At 70.3% G+C, this 17768-nt stretch carries 10 protein-coding genes and 4 pseudogenes; 7 read left to right on the forward strand and 7 right to left on the reverse strand.

Annotated elements, in window-relative coordinates:
- Both RM779_RS31270 and RM779_RS33820 read left to right on the forward strand, forming a co-directional pair.
- A pseudogene (locus RM779_RS31270) lies at positions 1-113 on the forward strand (IS5/IS1182 family transposase); the annotation flags it as partial.
- A 117-nt stretch (positions 114-230) separates the two neighbouring features.
- Positions 231-398: pseudogene (locus tag RM779_RS33820) on the forward strand (IS3 family transposase); the annotation flags it as partial.
- Here RM779_RS33820 and RM779_RS31275 read toward each other — a convergent pair.
- From RM779_RS31275 to RM779_RS31295, 5 genes and pseudogenes are all read right to left on the reverse strand, one after another.
- A pseudogene (locus RM779_RS31275) lies at positions 362-795 on the reverse strand (transposase); the annotation flags it as partial. The pseudogenes RM779_RS33820 and RM779_RS31275 overlap by 37 nt on opposite strands.
- A 138-nt stretch (positions 796-933) precedes the next feature.
- Positions 934-3654, reverse strand: a complete 2721-nt coding sequence (locus RM779_RS31280) for a pPIWI_RE module domain-containing protein (protein ID WP_311621168.1) — start codon at positions 3652-3654, stop codon at positions 934-936.
- Positions 3642-7187: a pPIWI_RE_Z domain-containing protein gene (locus tag RM779_RS31285; protein WP_311621169.1), complete on the reverse strand. Its 3546-nt coding sequence runs from the start codon at positions 7185-7187 to the stop codon at positions 3642-3644. The genes RM779_RS31280 and RM779_RS31285 overlap by 13 nt, the downstream gene beginning before the upstream one ends.
- Positions 7180-8238, reverse strand: coding sequence for a pPIWI_RE_Y domain-containing protein (locus tag RM779_RS31290; protein WP_311621170.1), 1059 nt, complete (start codon positions 8236-8238; stop codon positions 7180-7182). Before RM779_RS31290 ends, RM779_RS31285 begins: the two co-directional genes overlap by 8 nt.
- Entirely contained in the window at positions 8235-9809 is a 1575-nt protein-coding gene (locus RM779_RS31295; protein WP_311621171.1) for a PD-(D/E)XK nuclease family protein, read from the reverse strand. Before RM779_RS31295 ends, RM779_RS31290 begins: the two co-directional genes overlap by 4 nt.
- 73 nt (positions 9810-9882) lie before the next feature.
- Between RM779_RS31295 and RM779_RS31300 the strand changes: the two genes are divergently transcribed.
- Complete coding sequence (locus RM779_RS31300; RefSeq protein WP_311621172.1) at positions 9883-10782, forward strand: serine/threonine-protein kinase; 900 nt, start codon at positions 9883-9885, stop codon at positions 10780-10782.
- 20 nt (positions 10783-10802) lie between these two features.
- Here the strand turns inward: RM779_RS31300 and RM779_RS31305 are convergent, their stop codons facing one another.
- Entirely contained in the window at positions 10803-13523 is a 2721-nt protein-coding gene (locus RM779_RS31305) for an AfsR/SARP family transcriptional regulator (RefSeq protein ID WP_311621173.1), read from the reverse strand.
- A gap of 1114 nt (positions 13524-14637) precedes the next feature.
- On the opposite strand from RM779_RS31305, the gene RM779_RS31310 reads away from it, so the two are divergent.
- The 3 genes and pseudogenes from RM779_RS31310 to RM779_RS33915 all read left to right on the forward strand — a co-directional run.
- Positions 14638-14859 carry a hypothetical protein gene (locus tag RM779_RS31310; RefSeq protein WP_311621174.1) on the forward strand — a complete coding sequence of 74 codons (222 nt, stop codon included), beginning with the start codon at positions 14638-14640 and terminating at the stop codon, positions 14857-14859.
- A gap of 313 nt (positions 14860-15172) precedes the next feature.
- Positions 15173-15799, forward strand: a complete 627-nt coding sequence (locus RM779_RS31315) for a LysE family translocator (protein ID WP_311621175.1) — start codon at positions 15173-15175, stop codon at positions 15797-15799.
- 384 nt (positions 15800-16183) lie between these two features.
- Positions 16184-16451: pseudogene (locus RM779_RS33915) on the forward strand (hypothetical protein); the annotation flags it as partial.
- Here RM779_RS33915 and RM779_RS31325 read toward each other — a convergent pair.
- Complete coding sequence (locus RM779_RS31325; protein ID WP_311621176.1) at positions 16364-16864, reverse strand: Lrp/AsnC family transcriptional regulator; 501 nt, start codon at positions 16862-16864, stop codon at positions 16364-16366. The pseudogene RM779_RS33915 and the gene RM779_RS31325 sit on opposite strands and share 88 nt — an antisense overlap.
- Before the next feature lie 124 nt (positions 16865-16988).
- Here RM779_RS31325 and RM779_RS31330 point away from each other — a divergent pair, with 124 nt between their 5' ends.
- Positions 16989-17759 (forward strand): class I SAM-dependent methyltransferase, encoded by a 771-nt coding sequence (locus RM779_RS31330; protein ID WP_311621177.1) that lies wholly within the window; start codon positions 16989-16991, stop codon positions 17757-17759.
- Positions 17760-17768 lie beyond the last annotated feature (9 nt).

Here is a 17768-nt window from a genome sequence, read left to right on the forward strand (position 1 = left end):
GCTACCGGCGCCTGTCACCCCGCTACGAGCGTCATCCCCGCAACTACCTGGCCTTTCTCGGTCTCGCCGCAGCCCTGTGCTGCTACAAACGCCTCCGCCGACTCACCACATAGGACACGGTCTAAGTAGCATCCTCCAGCTTCTACTACTGGCGCGCGACGGCTGTGGGCCTGGGTGCCCGGCAGGCGGCCGACGCCCGGATACAAGCCGTGCATTGAGAATCGGACGGCGCCTACGACGCCCCGGGGATCACCGCCGAGCTCCGCGAGGCAGGCGAGCGTGTCAACCGCAAGCGGGTCGTACGCGTGATGCGGAGCATCAGCCTGGCAGGCGTGCTGCTGCATCGCAGGGCCGCATCACCGTCGCGCACTCGACCGCAGCGAAGGCCCCTGGCCTGATCGGCCGTGCGTTCGCCGCGGTCCACCCCGGTCAGGCGCTTCTGCCGCTTCTTGACGATCTCCGGCTCGCAGGAACCGTCCCGGTCGCGCGGCACCGTTGTCCCCACCGACATCGGTCAGCACCGTCTTGGAACGCGTGCCGTCACGGCTGTTCCCGCTGTTCCTGCCCGCCGCATCGTGCTTGTCATCGCCGACGTGGTCGGTCATCTCGCCTTCGAAGACGGGCTCCAACGGCTGCTTGTTCAGCTGCTGGAGCAGCCCGCCCTCACCGGGCAGCTTCAGGCCCTCGACATGGGCACGGTCGACGAGCTGGTCGATCAGCCGCTGTTCCACCGCGTCCGACAGCTGAGCCTCAGCCGTCGATCGCACCGCTCTGGGAGGTGTTCTCGCTGGTCACAGTTGCATCGATCCATGATCGGGACACACCGCTCGTTGTGCAGTCCCTGCCGCTGTGAGCCCGCATGGTCGGGGCATCAGCGTGCGGCGCGGTGGCCGCCCTGCCGGGCGCTGGGCCGCCACCGCGCGTGAGCATCGGTCAGCCGGGATTCGGTCCGGCCGCCGGGGGCGGGGCCAGAGGCAGGACGTACTCCTCGGCCAACTTCGCGAGGTGGAGCGGAAGGGGGCGTGAGAGCGGGTGGTATTCGTCGTGAAAGCGCAGCTGATGGGCCACAACCGCGACGACGGCTGGGTGATCTGGCGCGATGTCGGTACGTCCGGCGGCCGTCAGAGCCGTCTCCGACAGGCAGCCGAGGACGGTGAGTTCGAGGGCCTGCGGATTCCAGGCCGTGGCCGCAGGGCCGTGGGGCCACCTGTTGTCAGGCACGAGTTTACGGAGGTCGCGCCGCACCGTGCCAGCGGTCGGCGGTTTGCCGACAGTGCTGTGGAAGATCCTGTTGTCAGAGTCGGCCTCCCGCGCCACCCAGAGGCCAGCGGAGATGCCTGGTGTCTCGTCCAGGGTCTCCCCCGGGGCGTACCACTGGGCGGTCTCGCCACGGTTGTTGTTGTCCCGGAGAAGCACCATCCGCAGGTCGGCTCCGTGAAGGGCGATCCGGACGGCCGGCCCCCCGGATAAGGCGAGCCTGTCCCTGACAAGGTGCCCGTTGCCCAGACCGGGCCAGACGTCACGGAGATTGCCGGTGTTGGCCAGGGCCAGGGTCGGCCGGTCGCGGACCTGGTAGAGCACGGCCCTGATGCGGCGCTCGGCCTCCTGGCGGCGCTCCTCGTCCGTTGTGGCCGAGCCGCCCGGCCCGGTTCGCTCCGACATATTGGCAGCGTCTGCGGCGAGGGCGAGCAGCAGCCGGGGATACGGGACCCATTCTTTGCGGGCGTCGTCCCAGCCGCGCACCGGATGAGACGGGTCGTCGGGGCGGATCCGGAGAGCGACCAGGTGTGCTCCCCTCTGCCGGGTGGGCCCGTTGGCCAGGCGCCGGACATACCAGAGTCCGAGGTACTGGAGGTTGTCCGCAAGCTCCTCGTCCAGCCGCTGGTCCGGAGGGACAACCGCTCCTATCTGGCGCATGCCGTCGGCCACCGCCGACCGGGCTCGGTGGGCCAACGGACCCTCGGCGTCCTCCGGCACGACGATGAACTGGCTGACCCGCCCGGCTACCGCGCAGCCGTGCCGCAGAGCCGGCTTCGGGTCGGAGTCCCGGGCCGCGAAACGCTCGGGGCCCAGCGTCTCGACGATGGCCAGGCCGACTGGGCCACCGGGCGAGGGCAGGTGGGCGGCCGTGCGGGCGGCCCGCTCCCGTACGGCGTCGGCCAAGGCGTTGGAGCGGGACCTGCCGTTTGACCGTGTGATGTCGAGGGGGGCGCCGAGGGCTCCGAGCGGCCGGGCATGGACCACCACATGCACCTCGCCGAGTCGCCATTCCACGTCGCCGTGGGCTCCGTCGGGCACGGCGGAGAGACCCAGCCACTCACGGAGCGCCGTGACCAGCGCGTCTCTGGTCTCCTCGGTCTGCCACAGCAGATCGACCACTAACGGCTGCCCGTCGAGCGCGGCGGCCACTGCGGCGCGGCGGGCCTGTCGGCGACGCCGTAGCCTTGCTTCCTCCTCCGCCGGGTCCTTCGTCGGCGAGGTGGGCAACAGAAGGGGCTTGACCTGCCGGTGGGCGCGCCCGGAGTCGGACACCCGGCGCAGGAAGGGCCGAAGGCCCTCTTCGACCCAGCGGTCGATGAGAGACCGTTCGAGCGGCATGAGGCCGGCCCCCACACCGTGCTCGCCCATGGCGGTGCTGTACAAGACTCCCGCTCCGACCCCGCCCTTGCCTTCAAGCCAGGCCGCGGGTTCGGCAACCAGCTCGGCGGCCTTGGGGTAGGCACGGAGCACGTCGAGTTCGGGCAGCAGATCAACCAGGCTGTGCCGCCTCCAGGTCGGCAGACCGAGGCGGCGGTCGAAGGCGAGGGAGTTGAGGGTGAGCCAGCGGCGTGGCGCGGTAGCGTCCGCCCACGGCAGCGGCGCGTCCAGCAGTACGGTGGCGCCGCGGCCCTCGGGGAGCCGGATCGGGGCTCCGGTGGCCCAGCGGCGGATCCCGTAGGAGACGTGGACGCGAATCCGTGCTTCGAATGGCACGGTCTGGAGGGTGATGGTCACCAGACCCGAGTAGTACCAGGTGCGGGTGCCCCGGGTGTACGTCCGCGGCGGCCAGCTGACCAGCTCGACCCCCTGGTCGCGGGTGACCGGGCGAAAACGGAGCTCGGCGCCGCCCAAGTGGAGCGGACGGTCCGCGAGCCTGGCGCCGATCCGTTCGGGTAGCAGGTGGTAAAGCCTCCGCTCGGGCCGCGCGGTACCGCCGTCGGTGAGGTCGGCGGCCGTCAGCCGCACGTACTCGTCCCGCCACGGGGGTTTGTGCCGGTCGATCAGGGCGAGGGCACGATCCAGGGACGCTCGGTGGTCGGCGGAGCGTTCGGCGTCCGGCTCCTTGTCAGGGGGCAGAGTCATCACCCAGGAGGCAAGCAGCGGGGCCACGAGCGTGTCCGGCATCTCCTCGGAGGCGTAGAACCAGGGAACCTGGGCGTTGCTTCCTGCCCCTCGCCCGGTGGCCACCAGGCCGGGGGCGGTGGCCCTTAGCAGCTCGTTCAGCCTACCGATCGGGAGGCCCGTCGGCTGGCCCCGGCCACGCCACCGCCGCGTATAGAGATCGGTGAACTCGGTCCGCCACTCCTCGGGGAAGCTCAGCACTCGATACCGTTCGGTCCAGGAACCGGCCCGTGGGTCCGGCTCGTAGGCGGTGCGGCTGATCACGTGGTACACGTGGGGTTCCCTTCGGTGGGCTGGGGGAGGCAGCGGTCGAGGGCCGTCCAGAGCGGCCGGTAGAGCGCCTGGACGATGCGCCGGTCGGCCTCCGGCACAGGACTCGCGGGCACGAAGTAGGGCCGGAGCTCGGCGTGGATGCTGTGCAGCAGGCTGGTCTTGGGGGTGTCCGGCTGGTCAGAGAGCCGACCGCCGGCCAGGTTGGGAGCGAACGCGGCGTCCACAAAGGCGACTCGCGTGGGCACCGCGCCGCGCACGGAACGGCCGATCACTTGCCAGATCAGCACGAGCAGATCCCACGTGACCTGTTTGCGGTCCTTGCCCAGTCGGCTCCAGGCCAGGCTTCTTTCAAGTACCCGGTACCACTGGGAACGCGCGAGATCCCTGACTTTTCGGGCCCCCGCGCCCAGCGTGGGCTCGGCCGCGACCCAGCTCGCGAACTCGCCGCTGCCGATCGACCGGACGATCCAGTCGTTGATGGCGTGCACCGCGAGGCCGAGATCGTCGGGGCGGGGGTTCGGCCGGGCGAGGAAGTAGATCGAGCCGATGGCGGCGTGCCGCCGGTCGAGGTCCAGGATGTTGTGCCCGCGTTCCACAGCGAGCAATGGGGCAACAAGGATGTCGGCGTCGGTACCGGCCAGTGTCTCGACATCGCCGCGGCGTAGCACCGGGGCGTGCCGCTCGTCGTCGGACCAGGTGCTGTCGTCGGTGTCGTCGTCGGACACCAGTCGGCGCACCCTTCCCCGCCACCGGGTGTTGAGACAATGCAGGGTGTCGGCCACCACCTTCGCCTCCTCGTAGCTGCCGACGAGCAGCAAGACGTGGCGGCGGTCCTCCGGAAGGAGCGCCAATTCCTCTTGGAAGCGGCTTAGTCCGTTGTCGTCCCTGCCCAGGGCGATGGTGAGCCGCCGCAGGATGTCCGGCCGCCGGTCGACCGGCTCGCCCGACAGCCGCAGCGCGTCGTCCCCTTCTTCGCATTCGCAAGCCGCCCGGCAGTCGCACCGCTCCCGGACGAACTCGAAGCGGAACTCGCTCTGTTCGGCGATTGTGGTCAACTCGTCAGCAGCCGGTTCGATGAGAACGCCGATCTCGACGGGGACGTGGTAGCGGCTGGAGTCCCCGGCCCAGCTGCTGCCGGACATCAGCAGGACATTGGTGCCTGGGCGGCCGTCCACTGTCGGCAGGCCGGGCATCGCCCGCAGCAACTCCCTGCCCACCCCGCTGCACCGGAAGAAACGCAGCTCGCCGGTGCGCACCCCCCCGGGATCGGGACCGTCCATGAGGAACTGGAAGCCGATGACGTTGCCCATCGGTGCCTCGGGCACCATCGGCCCGTAGTCGGGCGGCCTGCGGTACATCTCGTTGAAGCCCAGGTTGAGCGCGGACGTGACGCGCGGCCACATGGCGTTCATAAGGGCGAGTTTCGGTTCCAGGGCGCTGAGCAGCAGCGCGAACTCGAACCGGTCCCTCAGCAGGTTGAACCAGTCGAACGGGTCCTCCGGCATACGCTCCCTCCTGGGGCGCCCGCCCGACTTGCCTTCCAGCGTCCGCTGGTCGTCAGCGACGGCACGCAGCTTCCGGTAGCGCTCCCGGCCCCTCTCGGTCGGCTCGAGCAGGGGATCGAGGTCGAAGAGATCGCGCAGGACCTTCTCCAGTCGGTCCCGGGTACGGTCCTGGTAATTGGTGTGCAGCAGCTCGCCGAGCAGGCCGATGAGGTCGGTGCCGTCCTCGACGACCGGGTAGCGGTCCCCGAAGGGGTTCTCCCGGAAGGCGTCGAGCAGTTCGGTCAGCCGCCGTCGCCCCGCCCGGTGCTCGGCGTCGGCTTCCCCGGACCGGACCGCGGCTGGCGTGCCGGCGTCGTCGTCCACCTCCGGTACTGGATACCGCTCCTCCACCAGGCGTAGTTGGAGTCGCCACGCGCTGAAGTACCCGACCCTCACCCATTCGCGCAGTTCCTTGTCGCGCACCAGCATGGCGACCAGCCGGTCCGCCGCCGTCTGCGTGGTGTTGACGGCCGCCGACCAGTTCTCCACATCCCGGTCCGACAGTTGAATCCGACCGGCACCGGCGAGCTCACGGATGCGGTGCTGGTTCACGTCATCGAGGAACGACCGGGTGTCCGGGCCTCCTCCGAGCAACGGGACGGCCGGCGCGAACATCCGGTCCAGTTGCATCTGGACCCGGTCCGCCTCATCGACGACGACGAGATCGCTGCGGCGGCAGGCGAGTTCGAGGTAGCGGATGCGCTCGGCATTCTGCGGGCGGGGTACCGCAGAGTCGATCAGACTGGCCGGCGTGGCGACCCAGACGGCGGCCCGGGTCAGCTCACGGGCGCTATGGTGGCGGGGGCATCCGGACCAGAAGGGACATGCCATCACATTCCCCGTCCAGATGTCCTCCTCGATGTCGCCTCGGCGGGCGGGCGTGCGCAGCCTGGAGCACGGAGCCTCACCGAAGCTCATCAGGTCATCGGCAGGGTGTCCGTCCGCGTGCCGCAGCGCGTTCAGGGCGCAGGAGGTACTGACGTGGGCGAAAGCGGGATCGTCGTGGGCGAGCAGGTTCCGCGTGCCACGGCCGGCCAGTCGGCGGTGAAGTCGCTCGGCGTGCCGTTCGCGACCGGAGGCCCCGAGCACGGGAGCGGCTGCCCCCGGCACGAAGGTGTTGTAGAGCTCGACGAGCTTCAGCTGCTCGGCGACGTCCCCGACAACGACAGTCACCCGGAGGCCCGCGCGGGCCAGGTGCACCGCCACGACATCCCGGAGGGTGCTCTTCCCCGCACCGACAATGCCGAGCAAGTGCTCCAACCCTGCGACCTCGAAACCTTCCGCAGGCTCGAAACCGCCGTTCCGACGGGTGAAGAGGTGGATCGCGTTGAGCCGTCCCCGCCAGTTCGCGGGAGCAACCGCGTCCATGGAGGCGGCGGTTCCCAGTAGTTCGGCCCAGGTGAAGGTCAACGGCCTGCCTCCATTCGCGGGTGGCGCGGCCAGGTCGTGACCGATGGGCGCGGGGGCGGTGTACTCCGGCAGGCGGACGGTGGCCAGGTGCCTGCCGACCGGGAAGGCGTGCCGACCGGGGCCGGCGGGCCTCAAAGGCTGTCCGGTGAAGTCGGGTGCCTCGCGTAACAGACGCTCGTATGTCTCCCAGCGGTCCGGTGCCACCGACAGCGAGGGGCGGCGGACGGCCGGTCCGTCTGGGTCGGCGACGTCGTAGGCGCGGAGCGGGCGGTCGAGCCGCTGATAGTCCACGAGCGCCTCGCGCCAGGCCAGGCGACGCCCCCACGTCCACAGCGTGTACCGGGCCGCGCGGAGGGTCCGTTCACCAGCCGCGTCCACCGCGCCCCAGGCACGCGCGAAGGGGTACCCGCTGAAGAGGGTCCAAGCGTCCGCGGCAGGGTCGGCGGGCGCGTACTTTTCGTGGAGGAGCAGCCCGATCTCGATCTCGCAGACGGCGACAAGCCGCGAAGTCAGCAGATGCGGGGCGGCACCCCGAAGGAGCTGCGCCACCTGGAACAGGGGTTGAGCGGCGCTACGCATCGTTCTCCTCGGTGTCGCGGGTCGGTCGAGAGGTGGTGAACTCCGCCGCGGACGACAGCCGCACCCCGGCGTCGGCGCCCAGGCTGCGGGCGAAGTCCCGCCGATATCCGGTGCGTGCCGCCCGCCCATCGGGCACGACGACGTTCAGCGGCGTACCGAGCCGGGCGGCGGCCTCCCGCGCCCGCAGGGCGGCCAGCACGGGCTGCTCCAGGTCCTGGACCAGGAAGGGCCGGGATCCTCCGTTCCGGTCGTCGACCCAGTGGACCCCCAGGTCCGTGATGAGCGGGCGCACGAAGCGGCCCAGCTCGCGGCGCACCGCGAGTTCCGTTCGTCCGGGGAGCGCCAGGAAGAGCCGGAGCGCGAGCGGCAAGGCCAGCGCCTGCTCGGGACGGGAGGTCGATTCGAACGTACGATCACTGGGCGGGCAGCCCCCTTCGCACCACGGGCCGACCGCGGTCGTGCTCCTGGCGAGCAGGCCGCAGCGGGTGCACCGGTGCACGAGCCCGTCGTCATGGAAACGGTCGGGCACGGGCTGATACAGCTCCTTCACCAGCTTCCAGGTCTGGGCTACGGCCGGGAGCAGCAGCTCGGCGGGGTCGACGCGGAGGATGACTGGACGACTGATGAGGAAGTCGCGGCAGACGGCGAACCGTTCCGGTGTGTGGCAGGTGTCGGCCAGAGCAGCGAGTCGGGAACACGCGTCCTGCTCCAGCGTTCCTCGCGGCCCATGGGAAGCCAATTGCGCGCAGGTCAAGGTCGGCTCCCCTGCCGTCGGCTGAACGAGGCGGGCATCCGCGGTCAGGAAGCTGTCGGGGAGGGTGATCGGCCAGTCGGCCAGTGGGCGTGCCCCGCACCACGACAGCAGGTCGGGGACACCTGCGGGCACCACGAGGCTGCGGGTGAGCGCGGCCATCACCAGCCGGTCGACGGCCAGTTGGAGGCCGACGGGATAGGGAAGGCGGAACGCTGAGGCCCTTGTCGTTGAGGCCAGCTCGATCACGCCGCGTGCCACGTCGCCCAGCAGGTCGAGGTCCGCGTCGTCCCGGCTCACCCGGCCGCCTCCTGACCGGCGTTCCGCCGCTGCCCGGCCGAGCACCACCTGGCGACCTCGCAGGCGGTGCACTGGGGCCCCGGCACAGCCTCGAAGCGGGTTTCGGCGTGCCAGCCGGAGAGTTGTCCGCGCAGTAACGTCTCGGCGGCTTCGCGAGTCTCCGCGTCATACGGATCGAAGGTGCGCAGGTCGACCCCGCCCGGCCGGAGCACTTCGAGTTCGACCCGCCCCCTTGCCCGAGGGCTGCCCAGTGCGCCACCGACGACACTTATGGCGAGCGCAAGTTGCGGATAGGCGGCCAGCACGTCGCGGGGCGGACGGCCGCTCGCGGAGGTTTTGATCTCCCGCCAGACCCAGGAGCCGGCGTCCTGGTACAGCAGGTCGGGATCCGCCAGGACCACCAGGTCGGCCGCGGTGTCGTCGAACACCAAGCGCGGCTCGACGCGAACCTCCCCCCGGGAGTCGGCCACCCGCAGCGGGCAGACCTCGGCGTGGTGCCGCAGCAGTTCCGCTCCCAGCCGCCGCTCCTCCTCCGGGAGGCGGAAGCCGTCCGGCACCCACTCCGACACGATGTGGTGATCGCAGGGGGTGGACGGACATCGGCGGTGCCGTTCGGCGAGAAAGGCATGGACCGCGCGCCCGCGCTCGGCAGCTGGGCTGCGTTCCACGGCGTCATCGGCCGGGAGACGTAGACCGCGCAGGTAACCCCGGGCGGGACAAGCGCGGTGGGCTCGTCCGGTGGTAGAGGACCAGACGCGTCGCGGCCGGCTCAGGTCGTTCGTTCCGAGCAGCCCGGGGGCACGTGTGAGTGCCGGGCAGACGGGCGCGACGGCGCACGAGACACATGCCGTACCGGGCCGGTACTCACGGCTGTCGAGCAGCGCGCGGACGGCGGGTGCGCCGTCGGCACGGTAGGCGGCCAGGGCCTCGGCCCGGGTGCCCTCGAAAAGCGGCTTCAGGTCTGTGCGGCCGTCGGCGAGAGCGAACTGGACGACTCTAACGTTCTCGACTTGGGCGTCGGCGTTCCCCTCCGCGGCGACCAGTGCGGCCACGGCGCGTTCCACCGCACTCCGGGCGCGCAGGCGTGTGACCGGCAGACGCAGCTCCCGTCGCCGCCCGTCACTCGATTCAAGTTGACGTCCCCACGCGGTGATGTGGAACTCGGCCTCTTCCTGACCGCTGTCTGCGAGTCGGCGGTGGCGGTAGACCCACGGCCGCCTGACTGGACGAAGTTCGGGGTCCACGGGGAAGGCTTCGGCGTACGTGCGCAGCGCGTGCTCGGTCCACCGCTGCACGCCATCGTGTGCCGGGCGCCCACCAGTCGTCGGCCCGGCCGGTGGCAGCTCGCCGCGTGGTCGTTCGATGGCCCCGGCCGCGGCCATGAACGGGCCGTTGACGAACATCTCCAGTTCTTCCGGCTTCCGGGCAGCCGGCCGGCCGGGGCGCAGCCCACGTGCCGTCAGCGCGTCGGACGCGGGGCACCGATATCGCTCGGGCCCGAACATGCCGAGCCGCACGGTGATGGTGCGCGACTTCCCGACGAGCCCGTCGGGGGGCCAACTCCCTGCCATACTTTCCTCGTTTCTTCGTGCCCCGGGCCAGGGGCCGGGCCAACCGGGGTTCTCTGTTTCGGACGGAGCGTTCATGTTGCTTCCTGGGACTTTCCTCAAGGGCCGCTACCGGGTGAAGCGGCAGATCGGGGAGGGCGGCGAGGGCGAGATCTTCGTCGCCAGGGACGAACGGCTCGGGCGCGATGTCGCGGTGAAACTCCAGCTGCCCCGGGCGTTCGAGTCGTCCGGCACCTACGCCTGCTACGGCAAGTCGATCGAGGCCGAGCACGAACGGCTGGAATCGGTCGCTGACGTCCCTGGAATTCCGCGGGTCATCGACAAGGGGTCGTTCGGCAGGAACGGCAGCAAATTCCTCGTGATGGAGTTGGTCGACGGAGTGACGATCGGGTCATGGATCAAGGCGCACGAGCCGGTGCCGACCGCGGCGGTCGTCTCGGTCGTCGCACAGCTTTGCGACATCCTTGATGTCCTCCACACCACCAAGGGCTATGTCCATTGCGACATCACCGCGAAGAACACGATGCTTCGGCACGACGGCCGGGTCCGGCTGCTCGACGTTGGAATCTCGGTCGTGAAGGGCACACTCAACAAGACACCAGCGGGTAGTCCGGAGTACGCCGCGCCCGAGCAGGGGGACACGGCAGCGGTGCTCACCCCCCAAGTCGACGTATTCGCCCTCGGCGCGCTCCTGTTCGAGATGGCCGTCTCACAGCTGCCCTACTACGCCCTCGAGCGCCCGCTCGACGGCTCCGCCCGTCCGTTTCCTGACGGCTTCGGGCGGTGGCTCCCGGGACCACTGCGCGAACTCGGTCTCGCCATGGTGTCGCTCGATGCCGGTGAGCGCCCGGACGGCGTGGCCGAGGTGGCACGCCGTTTGCGGCCGCTGCTGCCTGCCCCCGGCTCCCCTGCACCGGCCAAGATGACCCGGCCGGATCCGACGGCCCCTTACCGTCTCGGATACTCCGTGACCTGACCACGCACGGGCCTCCGCGGTCACGGCAGGCTCCTCAGCCGCTGAACGGCCGCGTCGTGGTCGGCCTCGCCCTGGTCTTCCAGCAGGTTCGTGACTCGTCCGAGCGCCTGCTTCGCTTCCAAGGGTTGCCCCATGGCCCGGAGTGCGTCCGCCAGCCATACGAGCACTCTGGCCTCACGGCTGGCATAGGTGAGCGAGCGGTACAGCAGGCCTGCCTTTTCGAGGCCCTCCACCGCCGCCTCGTGGTCCCCGAGAGCCAGCCTCGTCCGTCCCAGGGTGAACAGCGCGTGGGCCCGGCCGTTCACATCCTCCGTGGCGTCGAGCAGCGTGAGTGACCGCAGGCACAGCTCAACGCTCTCTTTGTGGCGTCCCAGGTCGTAGGCGGCGCTCGCCAGACCGTTCAGCGCGGCCCCCCGGCCCAGGGCGTCGCCGAACTTTTCGAAGACGCTCAGGGCGACATCGAAGTGTTCCGTCGCCTCCCCCGGGGCGCCGGCCTCACGCAGTAGGACGCCAAGGACGCACCGGCCCTGGGCTGCGCCACGGGCGTCCCCGCCGTCCTCACTCACGCGTACCGCGCGGCGCAGTTCGCCTGTCGCCCGCGGGAGATTGCCCAGGCCCCGATAGGTACCGGCGAGCATTCGGTGGACCATCGCCACATCGGCCGGACCAGCCTCGCGCATGGCGGCGTCACGGGCCTTGGACAGGTACGTGAGCGCATCCAGGTACCGCCCGGAGCGCCATTGAAAGGTCACCATGGTCATCGCGAGCAGCCACGTGTAACGGTCGAGTCCCCGGTCGTCGGCCATTCTGACGGCCGCAGTCATGGTCGGGTACTCGGCCTCGAACCAGGACATCGCGTCTACCGCGCGTGCGGGGGCGACCACCTTGATGTCATGACACTCGCCGATCGGGAGCCGACGGTCGGGGTCCAGCTTGCGGTCGCAGGCCCAGGCGTTGTGAAGGAGGAAACGCAGTACTCGCTCCCGGACGCGGGCCCGGTCGGCCTCGGATCGCTCGTCTGCCAGCTCGCCGGCGAAGACCCGGACCAGGTCGTGCAGGGAGTAGCGTTCGAAAATCGGCTCGGTCACCAGACTGCTCCGCGTCAGGTCGTCGATCGCATGGGTGACGCCAACAGTGTCGTCCGGTGCGAACGCCCGCAGCGCCAGCCAGCTGATGGTCGGCCCCGGGTGCACCGCCAGCTGCCAGAGCAATTCCGCAGCCGGCACGGTGAGGTGCTCCACGGTCGTCTTCAGAGACGAGCGAACGCTAAGGTCCGCGGAACCGAGGTCGAAGGAGCTCAGCCGGGTCCTCTCCTGCCGCAGTTCACGGACCAGGCCCGGGAGTGCCTGCAGCGGACGGCTCGCGATGCGCGCGGCCGTGATGCTCAGCGCGAGCGGGATGCCGCCGCAGTACTCGACCAGGTCATCGATGAACGGCACGGTGGTACGCATCCGCTCTTCGCCCAGTTGGGTCCGCAGCAGCTCGGTGGCTTCTCCCCGGTCCAGGGGGTCGACCTCTATGAGTTCGGCACCTTCCCTGATGGCGAGCCCGTGCAGCTGACGGCGGCTGGTGATGAGCGCCGCGCTCGGCCCGGGGCCGGGGAGGAGCCGGCGGACATGGTCATCATCGCGCGCGTCGTCAATGACCAGCAGGACGGCGCGGTCGGCGAGCGCGGTCCGGTAGGCGGAGACCATACCGTCCAAGGTCGGGGTCTCGGCACGGACTCCGAGGTCATTCAAAAGCCGGGCGAGGATCAGGCCGTGCCGTTCCGGCTCGCCCGGGGATGATCCACGCAGTTCGATGTGAAGAACGCCGTCGGGAAAATGCCGTGCGACCTCCGTCGCGCCCCGGACAGCGAGGACCGACTTCCCGACGCCGCCCATCCCTGTGAGCACAGCGATCCGGCTCCGGCCGACCGACCGACCGAGCAGCGTCTCGGTGAGCCGCGCGAGCTGCCGCTGCCGGCCGACCGGCGCGGATGACAGCGCCGGGAGCTGCCGGGGTGGAGGAGGGGGCGACTGCGGTGACCGGCTGTCCGCCGGCCCGCTGCGCCCATCCGTACGATGTGCGAGCAGCAGGGGGGCGGCGGAGCGGCCGGTCAGACGTTCCCACCGGAAGAGCTCCGGCTCGATCTCCTCCTGCCGGTTAAGGGACCGCAGGGCGCCGACCTGGAGTTGGAGCAGCGTCTCGTCCTTCGGCCAGCGTGCCCGGGCGGCACTGATCCTTTCCAGGGCCGCGAGCTTCTGTCCGCACTCCAACTCGGCCTTGGCGCAGTCGACTGTGGCCTGGCGAAACTCGTTCAGCAGACCGGCCCGGCTCCGCGCGAAGGCTTCGCCGGGGAGGTCCTCCAAGGGCTCTCCCCTCCACTCGTCGAGCGCGGAACGGAGCGCGTCGAGCCGGGCCGGGCCGCTTCCCGCCGCTTCAGCGATCCGCCGGAGTGATTGGAAGCGGAGATGGTCGACGTGCCCAGGGTCGACTTCGATCCAGCAAAATCCTGGGTCATTTCGCCCATTTCGCTCGGCCACCTCCGGCAGAGACTTCCGTAACTGATGGACGTACTGCCGAATTCGAGCAGGTTTCGATTCCTCACCGGGCCACATATAGCGCATGATCCCTGCGTGGGAAACGCGGTGCCCCGGGGCCACCAGCAGAACCGCGAGCAGTTCCAAAACTTTCGGCTTCACCCGGACCGGTGCTCCGCCCCGTAGGGCGGCCACCTGTCCAAGGACTCGGTATTCCATGACGGGCAGTCCTCAATCCGTGCGGCAGTGCGGCCGGATGGCCGTATCCATCGTTCACGAAAGCATGCCACGGCACGCCGGGCACCCATTAACGAACGACTAACGCCTCGAGTTTGGCGATCGCCGAGTGGCTCTGTAAGGCTTCTTCCACCCCCCGCCCCAACGTTCCCGGTGGTCCATACCTGCCACCGGCGCAGCCGAATCGACGGCGACCGCGTGTTGGGAAACAGGAATCCTCGAAGGAGAAAACATGGAGTCACTTCCGCCTGTCCAGCCCGAACGCTTCCGGCACGGCGCCGATCGCCCGGTCCGGGACCGGGGGGTCGATGCGACGGTGCCGCCCCGGCGGCGGCCCCGCCGCCCGCGCAAGTGCTTGCCGGTGTCCCGGGCCGGCGTCCGGCGTTCCCGTGGTCCGTGGTCCGATCGCGTCAGGAAGCCGGTGTGCCCGACGGCTCACCGGGTCTATGAGGCGGCGCTGTTCGACGAGCTCGAATGACGCTCCTGAGTCCGACGACGGGCGGATGCGCCCGGCGGGGTCGGCCGGGTGAGCGGCCCGGGTGACGAGAGTCGGACGGTAGGCGGGGCGGGAGGTCCCGGCCCGCTTTCCAGGCCGGCAGTGGGCCGGCCCACTGCCGGCCCGGGTGGGGGGTGGGAGCCGTGGCGGCGAAGGGGGTGAGTCCGCCATGCCTGGTCCCGCGGACCCGTGATCGGTGCAAGAACGAGTCCGCTGCGATTCGCTCGATCGGGCCGAGCTGGACATCGGTCCGGAGGGCCTGCGGGACTGGGTCCGCCGGGCCGAGATCGGTGCCGGTGGCCGGCCCATGGACGACGACCGAGGAGTCGGGCCGGACGAAGGCGTTGAAGCGGCAGCAGTCAGGCCCCCCGGCCGACCGGCGGGGGCACGATCTGGCCTCAGAACTCGCGGTGGTCACGAGCACCGGAGTGCTCACCTGTTGGCGGCTACGGACCGTAGTCTCCCCAGCTCGGCAGAGCCCATAGGAGCCGTAGCGGCCCCGCCTCGCTCCCGATGTGGTGTCCGCTGGCGGGGCGCCGGCCGCAGAGCGGGGGCGAACGGCCGCCGCGGATGGGGGCAGGCAGGCGCATACTGGTCGCGATGACAAAATCAGCTGCCCCGAAGCGCCACTTGCCTACCAGCCCCTTCAAGCCCCCGGTCACGCCGCCCCCCAAAGAGTTCGCCGTGGGCGACCAGGTCACACACGACATGTACGGCCTAGGCCGAGTGATCGACATCGAGGATGGGATCGCCGTTCTTGTCGATTTCGGCTCGGTGCGGGAGCGGATCTTGAGTCCGTACACCAAGATGACCAAGTTGTAGGACCGCTGTGCCCTGGCCTCATGACGAATTGGAAGATCTCTCATCGACCTGACCGCCCTGTTCTCCGCTCCGGAAGGGGCGGCCCGCAATGCCACCGCGGCGTCGCCGACTCCGACGACGAACCCGTTCCAGGCCCCTGACTTCGAGGAGGAGGAAGAGACCTTCCTGACCGAGGAGGCGCAGGCATCCTTCTCGGACGTGGGCGCGGCTCAACGCGAGTGAACGCCTGTCCGCCAGGGGTCGGCGCGGGTTTTCCGTCTCACTTCTCGGAATGCGCTCGCTCCGCGGGCGGGCGGCCCCGAGCATGCCTCTCATGATGGACACATCGTTGTACGCGGCGTTTCTCCTCGCCGCCTTCGTGCTCTGCGTCACTCCAGGCCCCGACATGATGTTCATCGTGGCGATGGGCGGCCGGGGCGGCCCGGCTACCGGGGTGATGGCCGCGTTCGGGGTGGCCTGCGCGATGCTGGTGCACGCGGTGGCCGCGGCGCTGGGGTTGTCGGCGCTGTTCACGGCGCTGCCGGCGCTGTATCACGTGCTGCGCTGGGTCGGGGCGGCCTATCTGCTGTACCTGGCCGTCAAGGCGTTCCGCGACCGTTCGCTGCCGGGTACGGAGAGCGGGAACGTCGAACCGGGTCACCGGCGCGCCTTCTGGCAGGGCGCCCTCATCAACCTGCTCAACCCGAAGGTGATCCTCTTCAACGTCGCCTTCCTGCCGCAGTTCGTGAACCCTCAACTTGGTCACGTGTCCGCCCAGTTCATGGTCCTGGGCATCACCATCGTGATCATGGGTTTCTGCGTCGACGGGGCGGTCGGCCTGCTCTCCGGGAAGCTCGCCCTGCTGCTGCGCCGCAGCCGCCGCGTGGCGCGGGGGCTCAACATCTTCAGCGGAACGGTGTTCACCGGCCTGGCGATACGGCTGGCGGCTTCGCCCAAGTAGGCAGCGGAACGTCAGGTGCGCCACGCGCCGCGTGCGGCGGCGGTCCGTGCGTAGTCGGCGAAGTCCCGGGGAGGACGGCCGAGAACGCGCCGCACGTCGTCGGTGAGCGAGGCCAGGCGACCGGCACCCACCTGGGCGAACAGGTCGGCCGGCAGCGCCACCGTTTCCGCGTACGCCTCGGCCGTCACCGGCACGTACCGGAGGTCACGGCCGCTCGCCCGGGCGGTCTCCCCCACCGCGTCCCCGAAGGTCATCAGCCGGGGGCCGCCCAGTTCGCAACACTGCCCGGCGTGCCCGTCCCCGGTCAGACCGGCGTCGCGCAGGAAGTCCTCCTGGGCCGCGGCACGGTCCACGCCAGGCCGGAACCGGCCAGCGCCCGCTCGGTGGCGGCTCGCCCTGGCCGCCGACTTGCCGCGCGAGCCCGGCATGACGGTCGGTGCCGTGGCCGGCCGCGTGGGCTTCGCCAGCGCGTTCGGCTTGAGCGCCGCGTTCAAGAGGGAACGCGGCATCAGTCCGTCCGGGCCTGGTCGAGGAAGGCGGCGGTGAGCCCGGGCCGCGCGTGCCTCAGGGGGCAGGGCGGCGGAGGGCTTTCTGGTCCAGGCTCTCCGTTTCCGGCAGTGGTGTCATGACCGGGCTGCCGGTCTGGAGGTAGATCACCGAGCTGCGGAAACCCACCACTTCGCGGCGGGCGCTGAACCGGTCCATCAGGAAGGCGTGCAGCCGCTCGATGTCGGGAACGGCCACGTGGACGACGAAGTCGTCGTCACCCGAGACGACGAACACCGAGAGCACCTCGGGCAGTTGGCTCAGGTAGGTCTGGAAGCCGCTGATCACCTCCCGGCTCAGCGGGCGCAGCCGCGCGAAGACCAGCGCCTGGAGCGAACGGCCGAGCGCCCGCGGCTCGACCGCCGCGTGATAGCCGGTGATCACGCCCCGCGCGCGCAAGCCCCGGACCCGCTCCAGGCAGGTGGAGGGTGCGATCCCGACCAGGCGGGCCAGCTCGCGGTTGGTCAGCCGTGCGTCGCGCTGGAGATGCGCCAGGATCGCCGAATCAATGTCGTCCACGGCCGCCATTCTCCGGATCTCGCCGAACACCGTTCGGACCGGCCCCCGGCAGGCCGTATCCGGCTCTAGATTCGGTGCCGCCAGCCGGTGCCGCCCAGCCGGTGCGAGAGGAGCCATCGCCATCATGACCACCGTGCCCGACCACTACGACCAACTGCTCGCGGAGCACTACACCTGGATGCTGGGAGGCGATATCGAGGCGCTGGCCGCCGCCCAGCGCGGTTTCCTGACGGAACTCGGGCTCGCCGGCGGGCCGGCCGGGACCCTGGCCATGGACCTGGGCTGCGGCCCTGGGCACACCGCGCTGGCCCTGGCCGACCTGGGTTTCGACCCGGTGCTCGCCGTGGACTTCAGCCGGCCGCTGCTGGACGAGCTGACCGCGCACGCCGCCGGGCGGGCGGCCGTGCGCCCCGTTCGGGCGGACCTGCGGACCGCGCTGCCCGAGCTGGTGCGGCCCGGCACGGCGGAACTCGTGGTCTGCCTGGGCGACACCCTCACCCACCTGCCGACCCGGGGCGACGTGGCCGCCCTGCTGAACCACGTCGCCGACGCGCTCGCCCCCGGCGGCACCGCCGTGCTGTCCTACCGGGACCTGACCGTGCCGCTCACCGGTACCGACCGTTTCCTGCCGGTACGCGCCACGGCGGACCGGATCATGACCTGCTTCCTGGAGTACCCGAAGGACTACGACGACTACACGGTGCTGGTGCACGACCTGGTCCACACCCGGCCGGGCCCCGGCGACGACTGGACGCTGCGGACCGGCAGTTACCGCAAGCTGCGGCTGGCCCGTTCCTGGGTGCTCAAGCAGTGCCGGACCGCGGGACTGCGGGTCACCGCGGACCGCGTCGAACGGAACGGGCTGACCACCACCGTGCTGCGCCGACCGGGGTGAGGTGATCAG

This window comes from Streptomyces johnsoniae (assembly GCF_031845565.1).
Lineage (GTDB): Bacteria > Actinomycetota > Actinomycetes > Streptomycetales > Streptomycetaceae > Streptomyces > Streptomyces johnsoniae.

Excerpts from the sequence above, each read along its gene's own strand:
- RM779_RS31285 (WP_311621169.1), bottom strand. The coding sequence starts at position 7,187 with ATGCGTAGCGCCGCTCAACCCCTGTTCCAGGTGGCGCAGCTCCTTCGG.
- RM779_RS31315 (WP_311621175.1), top strand. The coding sequence starts at position 15,173 with ATGATGGACACATCGTTGTACGCGGCGTTTCTCCTCGCCGCCTTCGTG.
- RM779_RS31330 (WP_311621177.1), top strand. The coding sequence starts at position 16,989 with ATGACCACCGTGCCCGACCACTACGACCAACTGCTCGCGGAGCACTAC.
- RM779_RS31305 (WP_311621173.1), bottom strand. The coding sequence starts at position 13,523 with ATGGAATACCGAGTCCTTGGACAGGTGGCCGCCCTACGGGGCGGAGCA.
- RM779_RS31300 (WP_311621172.1), top strand. The coding sequence starts at position 9,883 with ATGTTGCTTCCTGGGACTTTCCTCAAGGGCCGCTACCGGGTGAAGCGG.
- RM779_RS31310 (WP_311621174.1), top strand. The coding sequence starts at position 14,638 with ATGACAAAATCAGCTGCCCCGAAGCGCCACTTGCCTACCAGCCCCTTC.
- RM779_RS31295 (WP_311621171.1), bottom strand. The coding sequence starts at position 9,809 with ATGGCAGGGAGTTGGCCCCCCGACGGGCTCGTCGGGAAGTCGCGCACC.